Raw genomic sequence first — 25,800 nt, 5'->3', positions numbered from 1 at the left:
TTGACCTTTACATTTTAAGGATGAAGTAACCCATAATTAGCAACAACACCAGACCCCAGCCGATCCACTCAATGTATTTGCGAATCATCGGTTCAATCTTAGGACCCAACCAAGCCACCAGCTGCGCCACCAGAAAAAAGCGCGCCCCACGACCAATAATCGAAGCCAATACAAACGGCAACAAAGCCAAGGAGAGCGCCCCAGCGGCAATGGTGAATAATTTATAGGGCAACGGTGAAAAACCAGCCAAAAAGATCACCCAAAACCCCCATTCGGCAAACCACACATTTACCTGTTGATAACGATCCCAATAGCCGTATTGGTGCAACAGAGGCTCCAGAGCCTCAAAGGCATAATAACCAATCAAATAACCAAACAGACCACCCAAAACCGAAAAAATCGTCGTCAGTGCCGCCAAGCGCCAACTGTTCTGCGGCTTTTTTACCACCATTGGAATCAACATCACATCCGGTGGAATGGGGAAAAAAGAGGACTCCATAAAACTCAAACCGGCCAAATAACGCGGTGCGTGGCGATGCCCGGCCCAAGTCAAGACCTTCTCATACAGGCTGGTAAAAATATTCATGCGAACGTCCTTTCTGTTATCGAATCATGAGTTTCATTCTACCTCATCGCAAGCTAAAAAAAGGTTAAATCAACCCCTCCAACAACGGCACAAACCTCACCGCCTCTAACGCTTGTCGATGAACGCCTTTTTCATCCTTGCTTAACAACATCAAAACTTGCTCTCCATCCTGCCTGCCCACCGGCAGCACCAAACGCCCTTGAGGTCGTAATTGCTGTAACAGAGCATCGGGTACGGTCTCCGCCGCAGCGGTCACCATAATGGCATCAAAAGGCGCTTCTTCCACCCAACCCCAGCCGCCATCGGCGTGAGCGAGATGAATATTACGATAACCCAACGCGGCGAAGCGCAACCGTGCCCGCGCCAACAGCGGCTCAATGCGTTCAACACTGAAAACCTCCTCGACCAAGTGAGAGAGAATTGCCGTTTGATAACCGGAACCGGTACCCACCTCCAAGACCCGTTGCGGGCTTCCCGCTGCCAACAGCAGCTCCGTCATGCGCGCCACCACATAAGGTTGTGAAAGGGTTTGCCCATTGCCAATGGGCAGAGCGGTATCTTCATAACTTCGACTGGCCAACGCCTCATCCACAAACAGATGGCGCGGCACCGAAGCCATTGTCTCCAATACTTTTTCATCCGTAATACCCCGCTCACGCAAACGCAGCAGCAGACGATTACGGGTACGCTGTGAGGTCATGCCGATGCCTTGAATCTGCTGCGGAGTCACGGCTCTCACACTTTCGCCACCCACTGCTGAAGCTCACTGATAAAGGCGTGCTGAGTCATATCCACCTGCAAGGGCGTAATGGAAACAAAACCCTGACTGAGCGCATAAAAATCCGTCCCAGCACCGGCATCTTGCTCCGCACCCGGCGGGCCGATCCAATAACAACGCCCACCACGGGGGTCTCTGTTTTCCACAATGGGTTCCGATTTATGCCGACTGCCCAAGCGCGTCACCTGCATACCCGCCAACTCACTCCAAGGCAGATCCGGCACATTGACGTTCAAAATCGTATCGCTAGGCAGAGGGTGCTGCTGCAACTGCAATAACAGCTTTTTGATCACGATTACGGACGTGGCCAGATGTTTGGGTTGAAAAGAAACATTCGAAACCGCAATCGCTGGATAACCGAGAAAACGCCCCTCCATCGCAGCGGCCACCGTGCCTGAATAATGCACATCATCACCCAGATTGGCGCCATGATTGATGCCCGAGATCACCATATCCGGCTCATATTCCAACAAACCATTAATGGCCAGATGGACACAATCCGTTGGCGTACCGTCCACCGCTCGGTAAAAACCCTCTTCGTTTACCACTCGGATCGGATAACTGAGCGTTAAAGAGTGGCTCGCGCCGCTGCGATCACGGTCGGGAGCCACCACCGTCACCTCAGCATGAGCACGTAAACCCTCAGCCAAAGCGCGCAAACCCACCGCCTGATAACCGTCATCGTTACTGAGTAAAATACGCATGAAATTTAGGCTCGCAATCAATTTGGCGGAGCCGATATAATACGTCGAATGACCCACCTAAGCCATCACCAACCTATGAAAACAGAGCGTCAACTCAGCCAAGCAGACCTTGAGCTGTTCCGCCTCACCGTCGGTACCGTCACCCCACTGAAAAATAGGCCAAACGTCCCAGACACAAAAAAACCACTGCCACGTCTGCGAAAACAGACAAAAGAAGAGAGAAAGGGGCAGCCTGATCGACTTTCAGATCATTACCAGCCCATTGAGCACGGCGATGAACAGCTCAGTTTTGCCCGCTCAGGCCTGCAAAAAGCCACCCTAAAAAAGCTCAAAAAAGGACACTATCGCATCGAGGAGCGATTGGATCTGCACGGCTACCGCCGTCAGGAAGCCCGTCAAATTTTACAAGAATTTCTGCACTACGCGCACAAAAACAGCTACCGCTGTCTTATATTGATCCACGGCAAAGGACGCAGCTCCAAGGAACACGGCCCGATCCTAAAACCCTTAGTGGCCAGCTGGTTACAGCAGAGCGAAGAGGTTTTAGCCTACTGCACAGCACGGCAAAAGGACGGCGGAGCTGGCGCACTGTACCTGCTGTTACGCCGCCCCAATCAAGAGTGGTAAACCAAACCCGCCTTAGCGCAAAACCCGCCCAATCACATTCAACAACTTATCAGGATTAAACGGCTTAACAATCCACCCCGTCGCCCCAGCCGCTTTGCCTTCCTGTTTTTTACCGTCGGAAGACTCCGTGGTCAGCATCAGCAGCGGGGTAAAACGGTACTCCGCCAAACCGCGCAAGGACTTAATCAGCTTAATGCCGTCCATCACCGGCATATTGATGTCCGTTACCACCAGATCAAATTTTTTGCTGCGCGCCATATCCAGCCCCTCTTGACCGTTCGCCGCCTCCGTCACCTCATAACCGGCACTTTTCAATGTAAATGAAACCATCTGCCGTAAAGAAGCAGAATCATCAACCGCCAAAATCTTAGCCATGCGTTATCCCCTTAACATCCTAAAAACAATCCAGTGTTAACCTAAAAGTAAAGCACCTAATCCGTGCCACTATGACTTTATCGCCTGATCAGGGCAGAAATTGAGACAATTTATCCAGATAATTGTGTTACCCGAGATCCGATAGCATCACGCCAAGCAAAGTGCATTCCATCTTTAAAAAAACAGACAACCAAACAAGGCCTTACCAGCCCAATCAAGGCGAAATAAAGCACTAGTAAAAAAAAACCAAACTGCTTACACTTAAAGAAAATCATGCCAGGAATGACACCTCAATTATGTTTGGAAATTGGTTCGCCCCTAAATGGAAACAACGCAACGTCCGCGCCCGTCTCAGTGCGGTAAAAAATCTATCCAATAACGCAGAACAGCAGCAGATACTGCAACAATTGTCACTGCAAGACCCCGATGCGACGGTGCGTCACGCCGCTCAACAGCAACTCAACGACCCCTCTCTGCTGCTGCAAATCAGCCAGCAAGACAGCGATGCCAATAATCGAGATGCCGCCCAAAAGCGTCTCCACCAGCACCTCTGTGAGCAGCCTTTTGGGGCAAGCAGTCTTAAACTGCTCGCAGAGCAAAACCCAGCCAGTTTGTTAAAGCTGGCCAAAGAGTCCAAACAGATCGAGCTTTGCCAAGCGGCCTTGCAACGCCTGAACGACGAAGAACAGCTGAGCGAACTGACTTTAACGGCACGTTTTAGTCAAATTCGCCAACACGCAGCGGCACGCATTCAGCAGCCAGCGAGATTAGAAACACTGATAAAAACCAGCAAAGGCCGTGATAAAAAAGTCCACCAGCAGCTCAAGCAACGCCTCAAACAGCTCAAAGAACAAGAAAAACAACAACACGCTGAGCAACAGCTGCGCCTAGAGCTTTGCCAAGAGCTGGAGAATCACAGTGCCACAACCTACTCCAACGTCTACCCATCCAAACTGGAAAAAATCGTACGCCACTGGCAACGTCTGGAACGTCCGGCCAACGATGACCTGCAAACGCGCTTCAAACAGGCGCAACAGGCCTGCCTAGAACGAATACAGCAACAGCAACATCTTGCCGAACAAGCAGACAAAGCACGTGACCTTGCACAGAAAAACCGGCAACAACAGGAACATGAGCAGGTACAACTCGCTCAACAAAAACAGCAACAACAACAGACACAACAACAATACGAAGCGCAACGCGAACGGCAAAAAAACCAACAGCAACAGAAACACACACAACTAAGCGATAAATTACAGCAATTGGCACACGCTCTGGAAGCCGGTAATTTGGCACAGAGCAATCAACGTCACAAAGAGATCGAGCGTCTCAACCGAGAGTTAGGTTCTGCTGTTACAAAAGCAGAACAGCAACAATTTCAGCAACTGCATGCTCGTCACCAAGAGTTGCGCGATTGGCAAGGGTTTGCCACCACCCCCAAAAAAGAGTCTCTCTGCCAACAGATGGAAGCCTTGATCGAAATTGACCTGCCTGCGGATGAGTTAGCAGAGCAAATCAATAGCCTACAAATGCAATGGAAAAAACTCGGCGCTTCCGACCCAAAAACATCACAACCACTCTGGTTGCGTTTTAAAGGCGCTGCCGACCAAGCCTACGAACCGTGCAAAACACACTTTGCTCAGCAACAGCAACAGCGCCAACAAAACCTCGAAAAACGCCAGCAGCTCTGCGAACAACTGCAACAATTCATCCAGCAAAACCGTGAAAATGAGCAAGCAACAGATTGGCAAGTGATTGAAAAAGTCATTCGCGTTGCCAAACAGGAGTGGAGCAACTACCGCGAAGTGCAGCGAGGTAGGGCCAAAAACAGTCAAATTCATTTTAATAAACTGCTCAAAATCCTCCAAGATCAGCTGGACAGCGAACGTGAAAAAAACACCGAGCTAAAACAGAAGATCGTCGAACGCGCCCAACAACTGATCGAACAAGAAAATCTAAGCGACGCGATGCAAGAAGCCAAACAACTGCAAAAAAAATGGCAAGCCATTGGCACCACCTTCTACAAACAAGATCGCCAACTGTGGAAACAGTTTCGCAACGCGTGTGACGCCATTTTTGCCCGCAAAGATCAGCAGAACGCCACCGAGCAAGCCCTGCTAACACAACACCAACAACAGGCCGAAGAGCTGATTGTCACACTGGAACAACTCAGCCAAGAACAGACCCCAGCCAACAGCGGCCTAAGCAAAATGCAACAGCTGCAACAACAGTTTGACGATCTCGGTGAGCTGCCAAAGGCCGCCATAACACCACTGCAACAACGCTTTGAAAGTGCACAACAGGCCTACCAACACTGTTGTCTTCAGCAACAGCAGCAGCAACTCATCCAACAACAACAGCAACTACGTCAACAAGCGCAACTCTGCCAACAACTGGAACAGATCAACAGCCCCGTCAACAAACAGGAGCTGCTGCAAGACTTAATCCAGCAGTGGCAAAGCCAACACGGCAACGAAAGCATTCTAAACAAACGCTTTCAACACGCGCTCACAAGCTGCCAAAACGGCCAAGCAGAACAGCTGCAACAGCAGTCTCAGACCCTCACTCCTCAACGCCAACAGCTCTGTATCCAGTTGGAGATTTTACTGGGCGTTGATTCACCAACAGAAGACCAAGCACTGCGTATGCAGTACCAAGTCAATCGCCTCTCTCAAGGGTTAAAGCAAAAAAGCCACAACCCACTATCAAACCAACAACAATTGGAGGAACAGTGGTTCTGTCTAGGCCCCCTTATTGACCCAGAGAGCCTGAAATTGGAGCGGCGTTTTCAGCACGCTTTGCAAGCCGCTTCACAATCCCCAACCGCCTAAAATGAGAGCCGCCCCATCACTGCTGCTGATGTTCACACTGATTATCAGCGGCGCATCACAGGCAAAAACCGAGCACGTTGTGGAGAGTCAGATCGTGCAGTGGCAGCGATTTCAGCAGCAACACACCCTCAGCTGCCAACTCGTTTACAGCCAACTGCGAAAAATACACAATCCAACAGCAGGAGTGATTAAGCACGCTCCCCAGCGCATCGGCGATGTTGTCAAAAAAAACGATCTACTGATCGCCTTTGATAACAGCCTGCTGAAACTCCAACTGAAAAAAACAGAGGTGATCCATCAGCAAGCGTTATGGCAACGTGATCGCAATAAAAAATTATTCGAACAAAAAGCCCTCTCTGTCAGCGCGTTAAATCAGGCGCAAACGACCCTCGACAGCGCCGTGATCGACAAACAAACAGTGCAAACACGGCTCTCGCAACAGACCTTATATGCGCCTTTTGATGCCGTCATCAGCCAGCGGTTGGTCAATGCCGGTGACAGCGTAGCGGCTCACACGCACCTTTTAAGCCTTGTCGCCCCTAACTCGCTACAGATAAGCGCCAACGTTGACGAAACACGCTTTATGCAGCTCAAACTCAAACAGACGGTGCAGATCCAGTTGGCTGGGGCGAAACAGAGCAGCGGTTACATCAGTCGCATTCACCCCAGTTTGAATTCCAACCAGCAAGGTACCATTGAAGTTCGTTTTACTCGTTTACCGGATAACCTGTTTGCAGGCCAGCAGTGCCAACTGCACGTCAAAATCGAACACGACCCCATACTCTCCGTACCGCTACAGGCGCTGCGCCACGACCGCCAAGGCGCGTATCTGTGGAGCATCAATCAACAGCATAAAACAGCACGTCAACAAGTAAAAACTGGGCGTTACTTTGCGGAGCGAGTTGAAATTAAAACCGGATTAAAATCAGGGCAACGGGTTATTGTTAACGGTTTTCCTGGCCTAAAAAAAGCTCAAAGGGTGCTCGATATACAGAAAACTCAAGTCATAAAAGCACCGTCCGATAGGTCAATCAAGGAGAGATGACAATGACCGATGACCCAGATTACCACGACAAACTCAGAGGCCTGCACCAAGAGTACGCGGTCAAACTGCCAAAAAAAATCTCTCAAATCATTTCCACTTGGGAGAGACTCAACAGACACCCTGCTCTGGACGATCTGCACCAGCTCAAATACGCCGTCCACGAACTCTCTGGCTCCACCGCCATTTTTGGCTTTAACGCCGTTTCCGGCATTACCCGTCAACTGGATGCCTGCCTTGACGGTTATGATGAGCGTCCGCCGTTTTTCAATCACCAACAGTTGATGATGATTGATCATTTTATCGAACAGCTCAAAAGTGCCGCCGAACGCCCCTCTCAAGCCCCATCATCTGGCCGGTATTCAAGCGTATCCGCCGCTGAGGGTGATACCCGTGTGGTCATTATCAAAGACAACAGCAAACTGGATGAAAACTTAGCTCACGACCTAAGCCACTACGGTTATAAGATCGAAATTCTTGATGCTCTGCCCAAACTGCTGCAACGTGCCTCTCAGGTAAGCATCAACCTCATTGTCTTGATTGAACCGGACGAGACGGAGCTACAACAGTTACAACTGCATCAGCAGCAAACGATGCAGACAATTCCTCTGGTCTGTATCTCCAGCAAAGATGATTTTAATCATCGTCTGCAAGCAGTACGTGCTGGGGCTTATGCTTATTTTGTTAAACCGGTGGATCTCTTTCAGCTCAGCGAGTGCATCAATGAACTCACCAGTGAATCCGACCTGCACTCCTACCGAATCATGGTGGTAGACGATGATCTGTGCAGTGTTCACCACACCGCCACAATGTTGGAGATGGCCGGCATCGAAACCCATGTGGTGACACAACCGGAAACCATTTTGGAACATTTAAATGAGTTTCAACCCGAACTGATCTTAATGGATCTTTATATGCCCAGTTGCAATGGGATCGAACTGGCTTCCATTATTCGTCAACAGCCGACCTACAGCGGCACCTCCATTGTCTTTTACTCCGTAGAGACCGCCATTCACCGCCACATCGAAGCGATTCATGCGGGAGGAGATGATTTTTTAATCAAACCGATGGATGGCGAACACCTGATGGCCGATCTGGTTGCCCGCGTCCAGCGTGCGCGCAGCAACCGCAGTACTATGATGCGCGACAGCCTCACGGGACTGCTCTCGCACTCGGTTTTCCACGATCAATTGGGGAGAGAATTAGCCCGCTGTCAACGTCATCAAGGCACACTCAGTTACGTCTTAATCGACCTAGATCACTTCAAACAAGTCAATGACAAACACGGCCATGGAATCGGTGACCGTATTCTACGCACCCTATCCCGACTACTGGAAAAACGCCTGCGGCACAACGATCTGATCGGTCGTTACGGCGGCGATGAGTTTGCCCTGATTTTGCAAGATGTGGATCTGAAAGCGGCGCAGATCATCGTTGATGACGTTCGCCACAGCTTTGGTCTGTTGGCACACAACAACGATCAACAGCCGCTGCACATCACCTTCAGCGCAGGCATTGCCACCTACCCGAGACAACAGAGTCTCGCCAGCCTTTGCAACAGCGCCGACAAAGCACTGCATGAAGCCAAACGCCAAGGCCGTAATCGAGTTGTCGCCTTTCACCAACCCGTGGATTATGTCAATCCTCACTGATGTCACGAGATCCAGCCAACATTACTTCCCTCATCCACCCCGTTTTTCGCTAAAATACCCCTTTTGTCCATTGGGGTTATAAGGTGCAGATTCATCTCAAAGCAATCGGCTGTCGTCTGAATGAAGCCGAGTTGGAAGGCTGGGCGCGGGAGTTTAAGGCCGATGGCCACCAAGTGGTTAACGACGCCAACGAGGCCGACCTGATGGTCTTCAACAGCTGCGCTGTGACCCAACAGGCGGTGCGCAAATCGCGCCAATACATCAAACGCATTCAACGCGACAACCCCAGCGCCAAAATCGTCATGAGCGGCTGTTACGCTTCCCTCAGCCCAGAAGAGGCCGCCGGTGCTTTGGGCGTGGATCTGGTGGTGGAAAACAAACAGAAAGATCAGCTGGTAAAAATTGCCACCCAAGAGCTGAATCTGCCCGTGATGCCACAAGCGGCCACGGAACCGGGCGAAAGCAGCCTTTTCCAACGGGGACGGCAACGGGCGTTTATCAAAATTCAAGACGGCTGCCGCTACCGCTGCACGTTTTGCATCGTCACCGTTGCGCGAGGCGATGAACGCAGCCGCACCCTTGAAGAGATCGTGGCAGAGATCAATGACTTCCATCAGCAAGGCATTCAAGAGATCGCTCTGACCGGCGTGCATGTGGGCGGTTACGGCTCCGACATCGACAGCACTCTGTACCAACTGTTGGAGACGATTCTCCGCGAGACCGACATGCCACGCATCCGTTTGGCCTCAGTGGAGCCGTGGGATCTACCAGAACACTTTTTTGAGCTGTTCAAAAGCCCCCGTCTGATGCCCCACATGCACTTGCCCCTGCAAAGTGGCACCAACTCTGTGCTGCGACGCATGGCGCGCCGCTGCAAAACCGCCGATTTTAAGGCATTGGTGGAGCAGGCCAGAGCCGCCGTGCCCAACTTCAACATCACCTCCGACATCATTGTCGGCTTTCCCGGCGAAACAGAACAGGAATGGCAAGAGAGTTTGGCCTTTATTCAGCAGATCGGTTTTGGCCATCTGCACATCTTCAGCTACTCGCCCCGCAGCGGCACCAAAGCCGCCACACTGGCCAATCCGATCCCCGAAAAGGTCAAAAAAGAGCGCAGCAAAATTTTGCATCAATTAGCTCAAGAGATGAAACTCAAAACTCTAGCGGGTTATGTCGGTCATCAAGTGGAAGTCCTGTGGGAAGGCGAAGGAAAAACCCAAGCAGACGGCAAAAAACGCTACTGGGGTTACGCTCCCAACTATCTCCGCGTGGCCGTTGATGTTGATCCTGAACAGAAAATGAGCAACCAGATTACGGCTGTGACGTTGAAGTCCGTTGATCTTGAAGGTGAATGTTTATTAGCTCAACCTGATTAAATAGGAAACGCGATGACCCTATGTTCATCGCGTCATTGATCACATTGTTAGGAAAAGAAATCGGTTTATACTTACCCTCATTGCAACCACATCAAATAAATAAGAATATTATTATAAAGCATTGATCCTACTTAGGATTAAGCGGACTTAATTAACAGATAACGATTGACGAGTCAATTTTTTGGCGGTAGATTCCAGCCATATAAAAAAACGAGCCATCTCCTTGATCTTCATAAAACAGAACTTGCCTAAGCTATTTTTCCTCAGCATCGTCATGCTGCTTGCCAGTAGCTTCACCGCCTGCGCGGCCCCCCAAGAGAACCCGCTAGCCTATCTGCAAGACTCTGAAAACCTTAGCATTATAGAAATTTCCTCTCTGGAAGAACATGCCTTCAGCCAGATCAATACAGGGCAAGCATTAAACCTCGGTTACAACCAAGATCGGCACTGGCTCAAAGTCAATCTGGCTGCGGGTGGGTGGTTTATTGAGATCGCTTCCCCTCTGCTGGACAGCGTTATCCTCTACCAACAGAATCAAACAGGCCAATTCACAGCTCGGCACGCGGGCGATAATCTGCCTCGCAGCGAGCAATTCAACTTTAAAAACCCTCTGTTTTACATCGAAGCCAACACACCCCGTCAGCTCTTTCTGCGCATCGAAAGCTCGGGCAGTGTGCAGATCCCACTGCATCTCTACACTCCCTCGCAGTTTGCCGAGCACAAAACAGCCGAAGAATACGGCTTTGGTCTCTACTACGGCATTATGCTGGTGATGGTGCTGTTCAACTTTTTTCTGTTTCTGTTTGTCCGAGACAAAGAGTACCTTTTTTATGTGCTCTACATCGGCAGCTATATTTTGCTGCAAGCCAGCCTCAACGGTTACGGCGCACAATACCTCTGGCCTAATGCACTCGAATGGATCAAAAATGCGCCGGTATTTTTAATCAACGCTGTTATTTTAAGCGCCATTATTTTCAGCCAACGCTTTCTCAAAACCGCCCTACTCGCCCCACGCCTCAACCGTCTGCTCAACTTCGTCAATATTGGCGCGCTGTTCGGTCTGCTGCTCGCCTTTATCGCCCCCTACTATTGGGCAATTCAATACGCCAACGGCTTGGGGCTTATTATGGCTTTAGCCGCGCTCAGCAGCGGCATCTACATGTTGCTGCACGGTTATCGTTCGGCACGTTATTTTGTCATCGCTTGGGTCGCGTTTTTAATCGGCGTGTTTGTCACTGCCCTGATGTACCTCGGTGTTTTACCTTATTCGCCTCTGAACGCCTACGCCATGCAGATCGGCTCTGCACTGGAAGTCGTGCTGCTCTCCATTGCGCTCGCAGATCGCATCAGCACCCTGCGAGCAAAAAAAGAACTGGCGGAAAAACTCAATCGCAACTTGAAACAGAAAAACAGTGAATTGGCGGATCTCGCCTCACACGACGGCCTTACCGGTCTGTTTAATCGCAACACCTTTATGCAACAGCTGACCTTGTTAATGGCCAATGCCCAACGTTACGAACACCCACTGACCCTAATCATGATCGACTTAGATCACTTCAAACCGGTCAACGATCTCTACGGTCATCAAATGGGCGATACGGTATTACAGCAGGTTGCAAAGGTATTAGAAGAGAATAAACGCGCTTCTGATATGGCAGCACGTTACGGCGGAGAGGAGTTTATTCTGTTACTGCCCTACGCTGACTGCCAACTGGCTTGCACTGTCGCCGAACGAATTCGACTGCAACTGCAACAAATTCATTTTGAACAGCACCCTAAACTAAACATCAGCGCCAGTTTTGGTGTTGCCTGCCACGATCCAAAAATCGACCGCAACATCGAAGACCTGATTGAACGCGCCGACGTGGCGCTCTATCAAGCCAAACATCAAGGCCGTAATCGCATCTGTATTCAAGCTGCGTAGTAGGTACAAACCTTGTGTTCGCTTCTACTCAGACCACTAACCCAAATCAGGCCGCATGTGCGGAAACAACAGCACATCCCGAATCGTCGGTTTGCCAGTAAACATCATCACCAAACGATCAATGCCGATCCCTTCGCCTGCGGTCGGTGGCAGACCGTGCTCCAGCGCCGTAATGTAATCGGCATCGTAGTGCATCGCCTCATCATCCCCCGCCTCTTTCTCTGCCACCTGATTTTTAAAGCGCGCTGCTTGATCTTCTGCGTCGTTCAGCTCTGAAAAGCCGTTGGCAATTTCGCGCCCACCAACAAAAAACTCAAAACGGTCGGTCACAAAAGGATCGCTGTCGCTGCGTCGTGCCAGCGGTGAGACTTCCGTTGGGTAAGCAGTAATAAAGGTCGGATCAATCAAGCGATGTTCAACGGTTTTTTCAAAAATCTCAATCTGCACTTTGCCCAAACCGTAAGTGGGTTTGATTTCAATGCCCAGACTTTTTGCCAGCTCGGAGGCACTCTCCAGCGTCTCTAAATCCGCCGCTTTAATGTCCGCATTAAAATGCAAAATCGACTCTTTCACCGTCAAACGAGTAAAGGGTTTAGCAAAATCATAGACATCTTCCCCATACTCGATGGTGGTGGAGCCGATCACCTCTTCGGCAATGCCACGCAGCAGTTTTTCCGTCAAATCCATCAAGTGATGATAATCAGCGTAAGCCTCATAAAACTCCAACATGGTAAATTCAGGGTTGTGGCGCGTAGAAAGCCCTTCGTTACGGAAGTTGCGATTGATCTCAAAGACCTTTTCAAAACCACCCACCACCAGCCGCTTAAGATACAGTTCTGGGGCAATGCGTAAATAAAGCTCCATATCCAAGGCGTTGTGATGGGTAGTGAAAGGCCGTGCTGTGGCACCACCTGGAATCATCTGCATCATCGGTGTTTCCACCTCCATAAAGTCACGCTGCTCGAAAAAGCGACGAATGTAGCTGACGATTTGGGTACGCAGTTTAAAGGTTTTACGCGTCTCTTCGTTCATGATCAGATCAAGATAACGCTGGCGATAACACTGCTCCTGATCCGTCAAACCGTGAAATTTCTCCGGCAGCGGACGCAGCGATTTGGTCAACAGATGCAGTTTGGCCACCTTAACTGACAGCTCACCGGTTTTGGTGACAAACAATTTGCCCTCAGCACCCACAATGTCGCCGATGTCCATCGCTTTAAAGGCCTGATACTCATCAACACCAAGGGCATCGCGCTGCAAAAAGAGCTGGATCCGACCACTCATGTCTTGCACCTGTGCAAAGCTGGCTTTGCCCATCACCCGTTTGGCCATCAAGCGTCCCGCGATCTGCACCGAGAACGTCTTCTCTTCAAAAAAGGCCTTATCCTTGCCATCGTATTCGGCGTGCAGATCCGCTGCCATTTGCTCACGGCGGAAATCATTCGGGAACGCATTGCCCTGCTCACGCAGCGCAGTCAGTTTTTCGCGCCGTTGCGCAATCAGTTGGTTTTCATCGTTGTTTGACATGAGTAATTTTATAGTCTCGTAAAGTAAAAAAGTTACAAGCCGCTCTTCAGGCTGGCTTCGATAAATTGATCCAGATCACCGTCCAACACCGCGCCGGTGTTGCCGGTCTCCACACCGGTACGCAGATCTTTGATCCGCGATTGATCCAATACATAAGAACGAATCTGGCTGCCCCAACCGATGTCGGATTTACCCGCTTCGACGTTTTGCTGCTCGCCTTGACGCAGTTGCAGCTCCCGCTCATAGAGTTTGGCCTTTAGCTGCTTCATCGCCGTGGCTTTGTTTTTGTGTTGCGAACGGTCATTTTGACACTGCACCACAACGTTGCTCGGCTTGTGCGTGATGCGCACCGCCGACTCGGTACGGTTGACGTGCTGCCCCCCCGCACCTGAAGCGCGGTAAACATCAATGCGCAGATCGGCAGGATTAATTTCGATGTCAATGTCATCGTCCACCTCTGGTGAAACAAAAACAGCAGAGAAAGAGGTGTGGCGACGGCTGCCCGAATCAAAGGGCGATTTGCGTACCAGTCGATGCACCCCAATTTCAGTGCGCAACCAGCCAAAGGCATAATCGCCCTCAATCCTCACTGTGGCACTTTTAATTCCGGCCACCTCCCCCGCTGAGACCTCAATCAATTCGCTTTTAAAGCCTTTGCGCTCCGCCCAACGCAAGTACATGCGCAGCAGCATCTCCGCCCAATCTTGCGCTTCGGTTCCACCAGAGCCGGATTGAATATCCAAAAAGGCTCCGTTCGCGTCCATCTCGCCGGAAAACATGCGCTGGAATTCCAGCTTAGCTACCGACGTTTCCACCTCAGCCAAATCAGATACAACCGCTTCGAGGGTCTCTTCGTCCTCTTCCTCTTGCGCCATCTGCAACAGCTCTCGGGTATCTTCTAAGGTATTGGAAAGGCGATCCAACATCACCACCACCCCTTCCAACAAAGAACGCTCTCGCCCCAGAGCTTGCGCTTTTTCCGCATCGTTCCAGATCGCGGGGTCTTCCAGCTCGCGTTGAACTTCTTCTAAACGTTCTTGTTTGCCTGCGTAGTCAAAGGTACCCCCTCAGAGCGACGATGCGCTCTAAGAGATCGTTGATGTGATTGCTGACCGGATTGATTTCCACAGTAGATTCGCCACGTTGTAAAAAAGGGGCTTATGATACCGAAAAGCGGAGAGAAATGCCGAGGACAATGGCGTTTAGAAATTCAACCTAGGCACGATGACTGCTGAGACAAAAATGCCAAAAAATCCGTCTCGCTCAAAGGCTTGCTAAAATGATGCCCTTGACCAATATCACAGCCCAGTTCCTTGAGAAAATCAACATGCTCTTGACGCTCCACGCCTTCGGCCACCGTGGTCAAACCAAACATCTTCGCCATATTGATGATCACCTGCACAAACACTCGCTCGCTGCGCACGCGATGAAAATTTTTAATAAAACTCTGATCAATTTTCAAGGTACTGATGGGCATCTCTTTTAAGCGACTCAGAGAGGAGTGGCCCGTGCCAAAATCATCCATCGCCACAGAGATACCCAGATCCAGAAAGCTCTGAATCGTCTTAATATGTTCTTCCGGATTTTCCATGGTTTGTGATTCGGTGATTTCAAACTCCAACTGTTGCGGCTCAATTTGGTATTGAAGCAAATAAGCAGAGACCTTCTCCAGTAACGCCTTATCTCGAAACTGAATCGGCGATAAATTCAACGCCATGCAAAGATGATCGTGTCCCGCTGCTTTCCAGGCTTGCAACGTGCGGCAACCCTCTTCGATGATCCAATCACCAATCGGCAACATCAAACCGTGGTGTTCCGCAATGGGAATAAACTCCAACGGTGAAACAATGCCGTACAAAGGGTGATGCCAACGAATCAACGCTTCTGCGCCCACCACCTCGCCGTTTAACAAATTGATTTTTGGCTGATACAACAACCTCAGCTGGTTTTTTTCCAATGCCGAATGCAGGTCATGACTCAAGCGATGCAAATGAATCAGCTCCGAAGAAACTCCATCCCTATAAATGCTGTAACTGTCACGCACCTCTTTGGCTTTATACAGTGCAATATCCGCACACTTAAACAGCTCCACCGCCGTTTTTGCGTGATCGGGAAACAAGCTGATACCCAAACTGCAATAAATATGATGCGACTCACCGGCCAGATAAAACGCATGGTGAAAGGTGGAGATCACCCCTTGGGCAATTTTAATCACCTCCGCCTCGCTACGAATGCCCTCCAACATAATGGCAAACTCATCGCCACCCAAACGCGCCACCAGATCGCTGGCACGCACCGCACTCTGTAAGCGCGTCGCCACCTGTTTGAGCAGATCGTCTCCCGAATCGTGTCCCAAAGTATCATTAATCTGTTTGAAGTGATCCAGATCGAGAAAAAAAAGGGCAAAATGCTCTTGTTGACGTGCTGAAAGAGCAATCACTTGCTCTAATCGAGCCGAAATATAACGCCGGTTTCCCAACCCTGTCAGCTCATCTTGATAAGAGAGTTGACGCAATTTTTCCTCAGAACATTTATGAGCTTCAATCTCTGCCAACAATTTTTGATTGCTCTCCGCCAACTCACTGGTACGCAACTCCACCCGCTCTTCCAACTGCATATTGGCTTGTTTCAACGCCAAAGTCGCCATAATACGACCGGTCACATCTGCGCCATAAATATTTACATAAGCGTGGTTCACTGCCACAAACATGCAACGAAACCAAGTGCCTTGCAAATCAATCTCTGCTTCACAATTTTTTTGACTCTCAATCACCTGACGTAAGGTCTGCTGCCAAACAGGATGGGCAAAAACACCTCTTGCTCCATGCAACCCCCGCGCTAATTGCTCAGCGCGTTTGTTCATAAACAGCACCGAGCCATCGGTACCAATACGCCATACCGGCTGCGGATTTTCACTAAGGGAAAGTGGCCATATTGTGCATATCCACAGACTCTTCCGGCACATTGACCGCCACACTCACTTTATTTAGTTTTTCCAACATAAAAAACTCAACCACCTAAATTCATTACACCACGGCTTCAATCAACAATTGCAGTGACTTTTTACCTCGAAAAAAATTCACATCTAATTGATACACCAGATCCAACCAAATGTCCTCTTTGAGAGGCAGTTCTGCTTCGTAGTTAAATAAAATAGCGTCCACCAGAATAAAAGAACCCTCCGCTTGCAGCTGCATTTTCCAATGTTTATCTCCCACGCGACGCTGCTCCAGCAACTCAAAACGCCCCTCAAACAGCGGCACCTCAAACCCCTGCCCCCACGGCATCAGATTACGCAACTGCTCTGCACGTTCCAAATTAAAGTCCTCAGCCTGCAACACACCGTCGGTCAAAATTTCACGATCTGGCATCCGTCCCGCCAACGCAATCTCCACCTGTTCAGTAAACGCTTGCCGGAACAGTGCCAAGTTCTTTTCTAACAGACTCAAACCCGCCGCCATTGCATGACCGCCAAAGGTCAAAATCAGCTTTGGATGTGCGCTGGCCACGGAGGCCAACACGTCTCGAATGTGCAGATCAGGAATTGAGCGCGCTGAACCTTTAATCACCTCACTACCCTCCTCTTGAGCGGCAAACACAATCACCGGCCGATGCAGCTGATCTTTCACTCTTCCCGCCACAATGCCAATCACACCTTGATGCCAATGAGGCTGAAACAGACAGAGACCTGAGGGTAACTCTTTGCGGCCTAAATTTTTCAAGCTCTCCAGCACACCCTCCGCCTCACCCTGCATCTCTGCCTCAATGCTGCGCCGTTCCCGATTCAAACCATCCAACTGCTGCGCCAGCGCCAGCGCCTCCTCATGATCGTCACTCAACAGACAATTAATCCCCACCGACATGTCATCAATACGACCCGCCGCATTGATGCGCGGCCCCAGAGCAAAGGCAAAATCACTGCTAACAAAACGGCCTGCCGTGCGACCGCTAACCTCAATCAGAGCCGCAATCCCTGGACGACAGACACCGCTGCGAATGCGCTGCAAACCCTGCTGCACCAAAATACGGTTGTTCTGATCCAGCGTCACCAGATCCGCCACCGTGCCCAAAGCCACCAGATCCAAATAGCTGGCCAAGTTGGGTTCGAGAATGTTCTGCTCAACAAACCAGTTTTGGCTACGCAACTCAGCGCGTAAAGCCATCATCAAGTAAAAAGCCACCCCAACACCGGCCAAGTTTTTACTCGCAAAGGTCTCACCGTGCAGATTGGGGTTCACCATTGCCTCCGCTGTGGGCAGTTGCACCCCTGGCAGATGATGATCCGTCACCAAGACCTTGATCCCCAACGCCTGCGCTGCCGCTACGCCCTCGATACTGGAGACCCCGTTGTCCACTGTGATCAGAAGATCGGGCTTTTTTTTAGCGGCCACGGCGACAATTTCAGGGGTCAACCCGTAACCGAACTCAAACCGGTTTGGCACCAAAAAATCGACAAAAGCCGCCCCCATCGCTCTCAGCGCCGCCACCGCCAAGGCGCTGCTGGTCGCACCGTCGGCATCAAAATCACCGACAATCAAAATCCGCTGACGCTCAGTCAACGCCGTCACCAGCAACGCCACCGCCGCGCTCATGCCACCCAAATCGCTTGGTGGCAACAGATCCTGCAAAGAGTAAGAAAGACCTCGGTTTGAGGTGATTTTGCGTGCAGCCAAAATCCGCGTCAACAGCGGCGGTAGCCCCAGATCCGGCAGTGGCTGGGGCAGAGGGCGTTGTTTTAAAGTAAGTGTGGGCACGGCAGTGGCCTTAAGGAAAAATCAGACCCACGTTATTAACACTCTGTAATGGTCACCGCAAGCCCCCCAAGAGAGGTCTCTTTGAACTTCACCGACATCTCTTCTCCCGTCTGCTTCATAGCCGCAATGCATTTATCCAACGACATAAAGTGCTCACCCGTGCCACGCAACGCAAGAGAACTGGCGGTGTAAGCCTTGATTGCGCCAAAGCCGTTGCGCTCAATGCAAGGCACCTGCACCAAACCATGAACCGGATCACAGGTCATGCCCAGATGATGTTCGAGCGCAATTTCAGCGGCATGTTCAACCTGTTGGGTACTGCCACCTCGAACCGCACACAACCCCGCCGCCGCCATCGCCGCTGCCGACCCCACCTCGCCTTGGCAACCCACTTCCGCTCCAGAAATTGAGCTGAGGTGCTTAATCAGCCCACCAATAGCCGCCGCCGTTAACAAAAAGTCGCGCACCTGTTGTGGGCTTCCGTCTTGGTGTTTAACAAAATAATACAACACCGCCGGAATCACCCCCGCCGCACCGTTGGTGGGCGCCGTCACCACCCGATGCCCCGCCGCATTTTCCTCATTAACCGCCATCGCATACGCACACAACCAATCGTTCACATCGGCTCCGTTCGGCTGCCGTTGCAGCTGCTCATGCAATCCCTTGGCTCGGCGCTGTATCTGCAAACCTCCTGGCAGCTCCCCTTCTGTCGCCAAGCCTCGTTCAATGCACTGCACCATTGCTTGCCAAATAAGATCCAAGCCGTCATCCAAACACGACGCTTCAATTAAGCTCTCTTCATTGCAACGTTTCATCTGCGCAACCGACAAACCACTCTCCACGGACATCGACAACATCAAATCAGCGCAATCAAATCCATAAGGGAAGGCGCTGACGGCTTTCATCTCCAGTGGAGCAACAATCTGATTGATTTCAGCCAAAGTGCAGATAAACCCCCCACCAATGGAAAAATAGGTTTCACTCAACCGAGTTTCACCCTTGTCATCCAACAGATAAAAGAGCAAGCCGTTAGGGTGCTCAGGCAGAGGCTCTCCCATATCAAAAATAATATCTCGGCTGGCAGAGAATAAAAGCGCCCCCTGATGCAGATCAAGGCTGTTTTTTTGCCAAATACGCTCAACCAGCGTATCCAAATCCACTTCGGCCACCGCGCTTGGCAAATACCCATTCAGCCCCAACGCCACCGCACGATCCGTCGCGTGACCCTTACCGGTAGCGGACAATGAGCCTCTTAAACAACACCGCACCGAGCCTGATAAAAGGCCTTCCTCACTACAGTAGGCCTGTACCCGCTGCATAAACGCCTCTGCTGCCACCATCTACCCCATCGTATGGGAACTCGACGGACCAATCCCGATTTTTAAAAGATTCAGCACACTGATAAACATGATTTTTTACTCACTGTTAAAAATTCATTTTAAAGTCGTTAACTCGGGAAAAAATGCGCAGCAAGAGACGATCCCCTGCGCCAAAACTGACGCAAACGCCAGCGGTTCAAACGATACACATGGCCGTTCAGTGGCAGCAGTTCCAACTCAGAAAACACCCCCTCACGCAGCAGCGTTTCAGCCCGTTGCAGGTGCGCCTCCAGCTTTGGCAGCGCCTCCCGCCAGCCGTGCAGATCACCGTTGATCAACAGGCTGTAGGCTTCGTTGTCCAGCAGCACCGAGTTCCGTGTTGTTGACAAACACCGATATCGACGACCTGCTTTCTGGTTATGATATCGTCCTCAACGAATCACTTTTTTCGATTGGCAGTGAGGGCATTCAATCTCTTCCGGCCCGCTAATTTTGCAAATATCTTCATACACTCTTTCATCATCGGTGTTTGTCAACAAAGTTGTCCGGTTTTTCTCACGCCGCTTTAGGCAATTTCTGCTCCTCAGCTCGTATCTCTTTCGGTGGGTTGAGCCACACCTCAGTGACCGGACTCCAGTCTCTGGTGTCTCCTGACCACCGTGTCGGATTTCGCTCTTTGGCGGCCTCATAGACCGCGTTTCGCTTCTCTAAAATAGCGCTGTCCTTGCCGTTGTGACGCTGACTTGGGGTAACAAACCGAATCGAGCTGTGGCGGTGTTCCTCGTTGTACCATTGAACAAACCCATGAACCCATTTGCGCGCCTCGTCTAGGCTTTCAAAGGGTTTTCTTGGGTAGCTTGGCGTGTATTTCAAGGTTCGGAACAGGCTTTCTGAATAGGGGTTGTCATCGCTTACCGAAGGGCGACTGAAAGAGGGAATAACGCCCAGTTTTTGCAATGTGGCCAGCATGGTCGCGCCTTTCATTGGACTGCCGTTGTCCGAGTGTAAAACCAACCCGTCCTGATGAGTGCCTTCGCTGAGACAGGCTTTTTGGATCAGCTGACTGGCATGGGCTGCGCTCTCCTCTTCATGGATTTCCCAGCCCACAATTTTGCGGCTAAAAATGTCTTCGATGAGGTAAAGGTAGTAAAAGTGACCTTTCAGTGCGGAAGCCAAATAGGTGATGTCCCAACTCCAAACCGCATTCGGCTTTTCTGCTTTGTAGCCTTTGGGTTTGCTTCTCGTTTTAGACGCTTCAGCTCGTCCTCTGCGGTTGACCTGATCCACCGACCTTAAAACACGGTAGTAACTTGACTCTGAGGCGATGTACTGCCCTTGATCCGCCAGCATCGGTACGATCTGAGAAGGCGGTAAGCTCTTGTATTCAGGCTGATTACAAATCTCCACAATCTGTTGGCGCTCTTCTTCTCTCAGTTTATTGGCAGGCGTTCGGTTGGCGGCGGCTTCTTTGCGCCGATCCGTTAGCCGTTGTTCTTCTCTGAGCTGTTGCTGCCAACGGCGCAGGGTGCGGGCATCAATCTCCAGCACCTCGCAGGCCTTATGCTGACGTGCTCCGGCGGTCATGGCTTCGTCAATCCATTCAATCGCCTTCTGACGGTCTTCGGAGGGAATCATTCGGCCTCTCCTGCCCCCCAGAAGGCCTATGGGCTTTTTTCGAGGATCAATAAGGCCGCTGCCTCTGCCAGAGCTTTCTCTTTGCGTCTCAGATCCTTCTCTGTTTTACGGGTGCTTTTCTTCAGCTGTTGGAATTCACGCCGCTCGGTTTTACTCAGACGCTCTGGGTTTTCATTGCCTGCAATCGCGGCCTCTTTCCAGAGTTCAATTTGTTCCGCATAGAGTCCTTTCTTGCGACAGTATTCGGACAGTTCTTGCTCATTCAAAGCGGCGATCTCAATCACAACGGCCAGTTTGTCTTGGCCACTCCAGTTTTCAGGGTTTGATGGGTCTGCTGGCACGGCTCTTCCTTCGTTTTGGTATCTGTTTTTCCAAGTGTACAGGGTCGGGACACAGACACCGGTCTCACGACTGATTTGGGCGATGGACTGGGCGTTCGGTGGCATCATTTTCTGTACAATTTGCTCTTTGAAGCCTTCGGTGTATCTGGGCATTGCGGGATTACTTTCCGCCCCCTGAGAGTTAAGTTTACTGATTCAACTCACCGGACAACTACCCTGACACAGGGGGTCATCAAGCAGCTTGCTTAGAACGAGTACCTTGGGTTCTTGCATGAAGTTGATGGCCAAATTGGTGTCAATTTATCCATGTTACACCACGACCTAGGAATCCGTTAAAAGCCAAACTTATTTATCATCCATACTTATGCTATTAACGATTATTGTATTGCCAGCCACATCACCCGTAAGGTACATTTTTAAGGCATATAATAAATCGGGGGTTTTATAAAAGCTCTCTGGCTTATCAATATTGAGGTCTATGCGTGACTTTAACTGAATGTCATTGTTGATAATATCATCAATGACTATTATGAGTTTTTTTGTAATGTCTCTGCCTGGAGACAGCAGCAATTTAATCTGTTCAGATTCATATTTTCTTGTTCTCAACAAAGCTAATAAAAGCTCAAGATGCCTACAAAGAGTATTTACTTTATATGAATTTTTTTGCTCCTGAATTTTATTAAGATCTATCCTAAAACACCCCAACAAGGTATTTAAAAGAGCATCAATAGTATCTTCATCAAGTTCAAAAATAAGTGACTCTACACGCCAAAATGCTATTGCAAGTATTTCTAAAGTAATTGAACGAGTCAACCCTTCATTGTCTATAGGATTAAGCGTATTCGCTAGTAGTACTTTTTGCCAATCAAGCTCTCCTGAGCCGATAGCAAAAGCAATGTGCCGATGAAATTTTCTTAGATTCTGTTTGTCCTTTGAATACTCAATTAATGATTCAGCCACCTGCATTGGAGCATCTTTATGAAAACAACTCAAAAAGAAGAACAGCTCATCTTTTAAGGACTTTGGCACTCCTTCTGAGTTAATTAATGAAAGTGCGGATTCGGAGCCTTCTTGAATAATATTTCTGAAGTCGTTAGGCGCATCTGATTCAGAGAGTGAATGCCCATTATTCCATATCGTAAAAATAGGGAAGCGCCAGCTTTTCTTTAATTGATTAATTGTTTTATTAGGAATTGTTTTTCCTAAAGTAATATTTATAGCCTTAAACCCATTACGCCCTTGCTGCTCCATCAAATCAAAAGATATTGAATTTGCATTTTCTTCATATTTTTCGAAGTCAGATTCATGAAAGAAGATCTCATGAGGCTTACCACTAATATCAATTGAAACCCAGCTTATTTTATTGCCATTTTTATCCTCTTTCCAACTCCATATACCCTCCATTTCTTCATAATAAATTCGATTACATTCCGGACCGCAAAAAAATATCTCATAATTTATTATTTTCTCTATATCTCTTTTCACCCAACCCAGAAGATCAGAATAACCATCCCCATTTTCTTTAGGATACATACGAAAATAAGCCCAAGTTTTAGGCTTAGGAAAATCAGGAACAGGCAAACTTGATAAGTCAATAGGCGGCAAACTACCCATAGAGCGCCAATCAACCAATATTGAGTTAAAGCCTGCTTTTTTAGGATCTACTGGAACAAATTTTAGCTGATACGGATCATCATCCCCATAGGTATAGGTCATTTTTAATGTGCAAACAGTATCTACAGCTAAGGGGAAATGTGGTGATCTTAGTTCGGCTGAATGATGAAGTGCCTGTCTACCATCGCCCATTTTTAGTGGGAACTGGTAATTGCTTTTATTTGCAGGCAATGTAAAGGTTTCTTTTATTGGTATTGTTATTCGCTTGCCTCGCATTGGGGCTACTGTTGTATCTTTTACGAGGAAAAATTGTTGCGTTCTTCCTTCTTGTGGTATTTCAATTGATAATTCTGGTAAATGGTCACGCCAAAGCGGAATATCTCCTGCTTGTTCCTGCCATTGATTAAGAGAAAGTCCACCGGTAGTAATAGCCCTATTATTTTTCAACAAAAAAACTGATTTATCGTTACTCTTTGGGGTGTTTATACCTTGTGAGAGCGGAAGTATAAATAAAGTACTTTTTCTTGAAAGCCTTTTAATAACAGGAAGACTTTCTCTGATTTCATTGGCAATACTAGAGTATTCAATTTTATTAGCAGATAGAAAGCTCTTTAGTTCATCAGGTATATCAAACCACTTTTGCTTATCATCGCAAAAAGATAGTTGACCTGCTTCATTTATCAAACCTTCTGAGCCAAACAGTGCTAATATTTCATTTGGGTTAGAGATTGTCTTTATTATCTCTACAAGTCTATGAGTTATATTCTTCTTGTCTATCACTACTGAAGGATGACGCTCCCAGTAAAATCCTCGGCTATCAGTGATTTTTGATTTTAGTTCATCCTTAAACTTACAAATAACAGGTGTAAACGAATATCCATTATTTGTAATATCAGTGACCACAACAATATCATTTTCTTTAATTTTTGATGTTTGAAAGCTACTTGATGATTGCCATTCAAAAATAGAAGCAATGCTTTTAGGTAAAGGCGTTGCCTTTGGGTAGTAAAAATTAATGCTTTTTCGAGTAGTTTCTAATGAAAAATCATTAATTGCATCAGGCACTAGATAAGTGAGCCTATTTGTCTGTATCTGTTGACGAATTTTATTTGCAAAGAATAGTGCCGATTGTGATCTGAACTCCTTAACTTGCTTGTCTTCTGATTTATCGTCAGAAAATAAATCATACATACTGGTCGATAATATAGTAGGAGTAAGTCTGATTGCTGTTGAGCTTGAACAGTCTATATCAATTGAACCCGTTGATTCATGCCTCCATCGTTGCAGTAGTAAACGGAATGGCAAATGCTGAGCACTCGCTGGATCACTATCTGTAGTGTATATTGGGCGAGTTGCACATAAGTCTATCACAGTGCTTTCTGCTACAGTTTTTGTAGCTTGTGATATATCTGATTTGATCTTTTGAATTTTTAACGTATTTAAAAGGGTATCTGAAACTTGTGAAACGAAATGACTGAGGTCTTTTGGATTTAACTGAAGGGAAAGTTCCACATCTATTTTTTCAAGGACAAATGACTTTTCTGATTCTACTGTTATTTGAATTTTATCATCCGACAAACTGCTTGTTAATTTCTTAGGCCTAACCTCCTTATAAAGACTAATTTTCTTTGCACATTCGCCTTGATTATTTTTTCCTGCAACAAAGCTAACGGCAGTTTTTACTTTCAAATTTTCAAGATCTAATCCTGCAATTAAATCATTAGCATGAAAGAAATAATCATTTTTTTCTTTTGTACGAATAAATCCAAAGGGCTTACCTGCCACAATATTTCTAATCACGCCATACTGAACCGAATGATCTTTCTCAGGATAGAGATAACCCTTAATAGTATCATCAAAGGGGAAAAGCTGATAGTTATCATAATCGAAGATTACAGGTTGCTGAGTGAGTCTTACCCGAGTCGATTGTTTTAAGACAGAAATCATCGACCAATAGATAGCGGTCAATAAATCAGCACTCAGTCGATTACTATCACGCTGAATATCGTCATCAAGCCGTTGTAGCCAGAGCCATGCCTCCCATACTTTTCGATAGCGTCTATCTTGAAGGAGGGTGTTATTTGGAGGAATATTGTTCCACAAACCTATTTCTTTAGCTTCTTCGTGCCTTAGCCAGCGTTGTAATCCTAATAGTAACTTATCATTATATCCAAGGCTCAAAGCCTTAAATAACGCCTCTTGATGATACAGTTTATCTTCAAGCTTTATCGCAAAGGCTTTTAGTAGTTTATTTTCCGTTGTATCCGAGCTACTTCTTCTGCGAACCGCTTTAATATAAGGTTTTCCAGCCAGTTTTTCTCTGAGATTTCTTCCTGTTTGTTTGCTGAGCCACTGAATACTAACACTATCAACCTCTCGCGCGGCATAAATAGGAACCATGGCATGTTCACGCAGGATTTTATGATTTACATTATCCAGCGTGGTTTGTAATGCATCATTAACATGCTCCAAAATACGATACAGGCGGTCTTGGATTGCACTTTTATGGGGGCTATCCTCTGTTGCTAACTTTTGCAATATTTCATCTAATCCTTGTGGTAATTCATGACCAGAACGAGGATCAAACTTACAAAGCTTGGTTAACCAGCTTCTTAATTGAAGTAGTAGTAAAGCACTAGCCTTATTGTCCGTTTCATCTGCAATAGCCGTATATAAGCTGGATAAAGTATCAAATAATGATTTAGTCATTTTTTG

17 protein-coding genes and 1 pseudogene are annotated in these 25,800 nt (G+C 48.4%); 6 read left to right on the top strand and 12 right to left on the bottom strand.

Annotation, left to right across the window (positions count from 1 at the left end; all coding sequences use genetic code 11):
* Positions 1–7: 7 nt before the first annotated feature.
* From Q9O24_00170 to surE, 3 genes are all read right to left on the bottom strand, one after another.
* A complete protein-coding gene (locus Q9O24_00170; GenBank protein MDQ7073607.1) occupies positions 8–586 on the bottom strand; it encodes a YqaA family protein in 579 nt (192 codons plus the stop codon).
* Between the two features lie 64 nt (positions 587–650).
* Positions 651–1,316: a protein-L-isoaspartate(D-aspartate) O-methyltransferase gene (locus Q9O24_00165; protein MDQ7073606.1), complete on the bottom strand. Its 666-nt coding sequence runs from the start codon at positions 1,314–1,316 to the stop codon at positions 651–653.
* Positions 1,317–1,321: 5 nt separating this feature from the next.
* Entirely contained in the window at positions 1,322–2,068 is a 747-nt protein-coding gene (gene surE, locus Q9O24_00160) for a 5'/3'-nucleotidase SurE (GenBank protein ID MDQ7073605.1), read from the bottom strand.
* A 75-nt stretch (positions 2,069–2,143) separates the two neighbouring features.
* On the opposite strand from surE, the gene Q9O24_00155 reads away from it, so the two are divergent.
* Positions 2,144–2,695, top strand: coding sequence for a Smr/MutS family protein (locus tag Q9O24_00155; protein MDQ7073604.1), 552 nt, complete (start codon positions 2,144–2,146; stop codon positions 2,693–2,695).
* A 12-nt stretch (positions 2,696–2,707) separates the two neighbouring features.
* Here the strand turns inward: Q9O24_00155 and Q9O24_00150 are convergent, their stop codons facing one another.
* Positions 2,708–3,070 carry a response regulator gene (locus Q9O24_00150; protein ID MDQ7073603.1) on the bottom strand — a complete coding sequence of 121 codons (363 nt, stop codon included), beginning with the start codon at positions 3,068–3,070 and terminating at the stop codon, positions 2,708–2,710.
* A 296-nt stretch (positions 3,071–3,366) separates the two neighbouring features.
* Here Q9O24_00150 and Q9O24_00145 point away from each other — a divergent pair, with 296 nt between their 5' ends.
* The 5 genes from Q9O24_00145 to Q9O24_00125 all read left to right on the top strand — a co-directional run bounded on the left by Q9O24_00145 (position 3,367) and on the right by Q9O24_00125 (position 11,895).
* Entirely contained in the window at positions 3,367–5,901 is a 2,535-nt protein-coding gene (locus tag Q9O24_00145; protein ID MDQ7073602.1) for a DUF349 domain-containing protein, read from the top strand.
* Position 5,902: 1 nt separating this feature from the next.
* Positions 5,903–6,946 carry an efflux RND transporter periplasmic adaptor subunit gene (locus Q9O24_00140; protein ID MDQ7073601.1) on the top strand — a complete coding sequence of 348 codons (1,044 nt, stop codon included), beginning with the start codon at positions 5,903–5,905 and terminating at the stop codon, positions 6,944–6,946.
* Positions 6,947–6,948: 2 nt separating this feature from the next.
* Complete coding sequence (locus Q9O24_00135; GenBank protein MDQ7073600.1) at positions 6,949–8,595, top strand: diguanylate cyclase; 1,647 nt, start codon at positions 6,949–6,951, stop codon at positions 8,593–8,595.
* An 83-nt stretch (positions 8,596–8,678) separates the two neighbouring features.
* A complete protein-coding gene (gene mtaB / locus Q9O24_00130) occupies positions 8,679–9,971 on the top strand; it encodes a tRNA (N(6)-L-threonylcarbamoyladenosine(37)-C(2))-methylthiotransferase MtaB (protein ID MDQ7073599.1) in 1,293 nt (430 codons plus the stop codon).
* 181 nt (positions 9,972–10,152) lie between these two features.
* Positions 10,153–11,895, top strand: a complete 1,743-nt coding sequence (locus Q9O24_00125; GenBank protein MDQ7073598.1) for a diguanylate cyclase — start codon at positions 10,153–10,155, stop codon at positions 11,893–11,895.
* Positions 11,896–11,931: 36 nt separating this feature from the next.
* Here Q9O24_00125 and lysS read toward each other — a convergent pair whose 3' ends face one another.
* The 8 genes and pseudogenes from lysS to Q9O24_00085 all read right to left on the bottom strand — a co-directional run bounded on the left by lysS (position 11,932) and on the right by Q9O24_00085 (position 25,794).
* Positions 11,932–13,422, bottom strand: coding sequence for a lysine--tRNA ligase (gene lysS, locus Q9O24_00120; protein ID MDQ7073597.1), 1,491 nt, complete (start codon positions 13,420–13,422; stop codon positions 11,932–11,934).
* Between the two features lie 32 nt (positions 13,423–13,454).
* Positions 13,455–14,550, bottom strand: a protein-coding gene (gene prfB, locus Q9O24_00115) for a peptide chain release factor 2 (GenBank protein MDQ7073596.1) whose coding sequence is annotated in 2 segments (ribosomal slippage) — positions 13,455–14,477 and positions 14,479–14,550 — 1,095 coding nt in all. Because the reading frame shifts where the segments join, the coding sequence is not laid out codon by codon here.
* An 82-nt stretch (positions 14,551–14,632) separates the two neighbouring features.
* Positions 14,633–16,285, bottom strand: a complete 1,653-nt coding sequence (locus tag Q9O24_00110) for an EAL domain-containing protein (GenBank protein MDQ7073595.1) — start codon at positions 16,283–16,285, stop codon at positions 14,633–14,635.
* Between the two features lie 163 nt (positions 16,286–16,448).
* Positions 16,449–18,176, bottom strand: a complete 1,728-nt coding sequence (gene recJ / locus Q9O24_00105; GenBank protein ID MDQ7073594.1) for a single-stranded-DNA-specific exonuclease RecJ — start codon at positions 18,174–18,176, stop codon at positions 16,449–16,451.
* A 35-nt stretch (positions 18,177–18,211) separates the two neighbouring features.
* Positions 18,212–19,585, bottom strand: a pseudogene (locus Q9O24_00100) (L-serine ammonia-lyase).
* A gap of 38 nt (positions 19,586–19,623) precedes the next feature.
* Positions 19,624–19,884: a hypothetical protein gene (locus tag Q9O24_00095; GenBank protein ID MDQ7073593.1), complete on the bottom strand. Its 261-nt coding sequence runs from the start codon at positions 19,882–19,884 to the stop codon at positions 19,624–19,626.
* A 166-nt stretch (positions 19,885–20,050) separates the two neighbouring features.
* Positions 20,051–21,624, bottom strand: a protein-coding gene (locus tag Q9O24_00090; GenBank protein ID MDQ7073592.1) for an IS3 family transposase whose coding sequence is annotated in 2 segments (ribosomal slippage) — positions 20,051–21,174 and positions 21,174–21,624 — 1,575 coding nt in all. Because the reading frame shifts where the segments join, the coding sequence is not laid out codon by codon here.
* Positions 21,625–21,816: 192 nt separating this feature from the next.
* Positions 21,817–25,794 (bottom strand): DUF2357 domain-containing protein, encoded by a 3,978-nt coding sequence (locus Q9O24_00085; GenBank protein MDQ7073591.1) that lies wholly within the window; start codon positions 25,792–25,794, stop codon positions 21,817–21,819.
* Positions 25,795–25,800: the final 6 nt, after the last annotated feature.

Source organism: Gammaproteobacteria bacterium (assembly GCA_030949385.1).
Lineage (GTDB): Bacteria > Pseudomonadota > Gammaproteobacteria > JAUZRS01 > JAUZRS01 > JAUZRS01.
The sequence above is the reverse complement of the archived record's forward strand: the minus strand, read 5'-3'. Positions and strand labels throughout refer to the sequence as shown.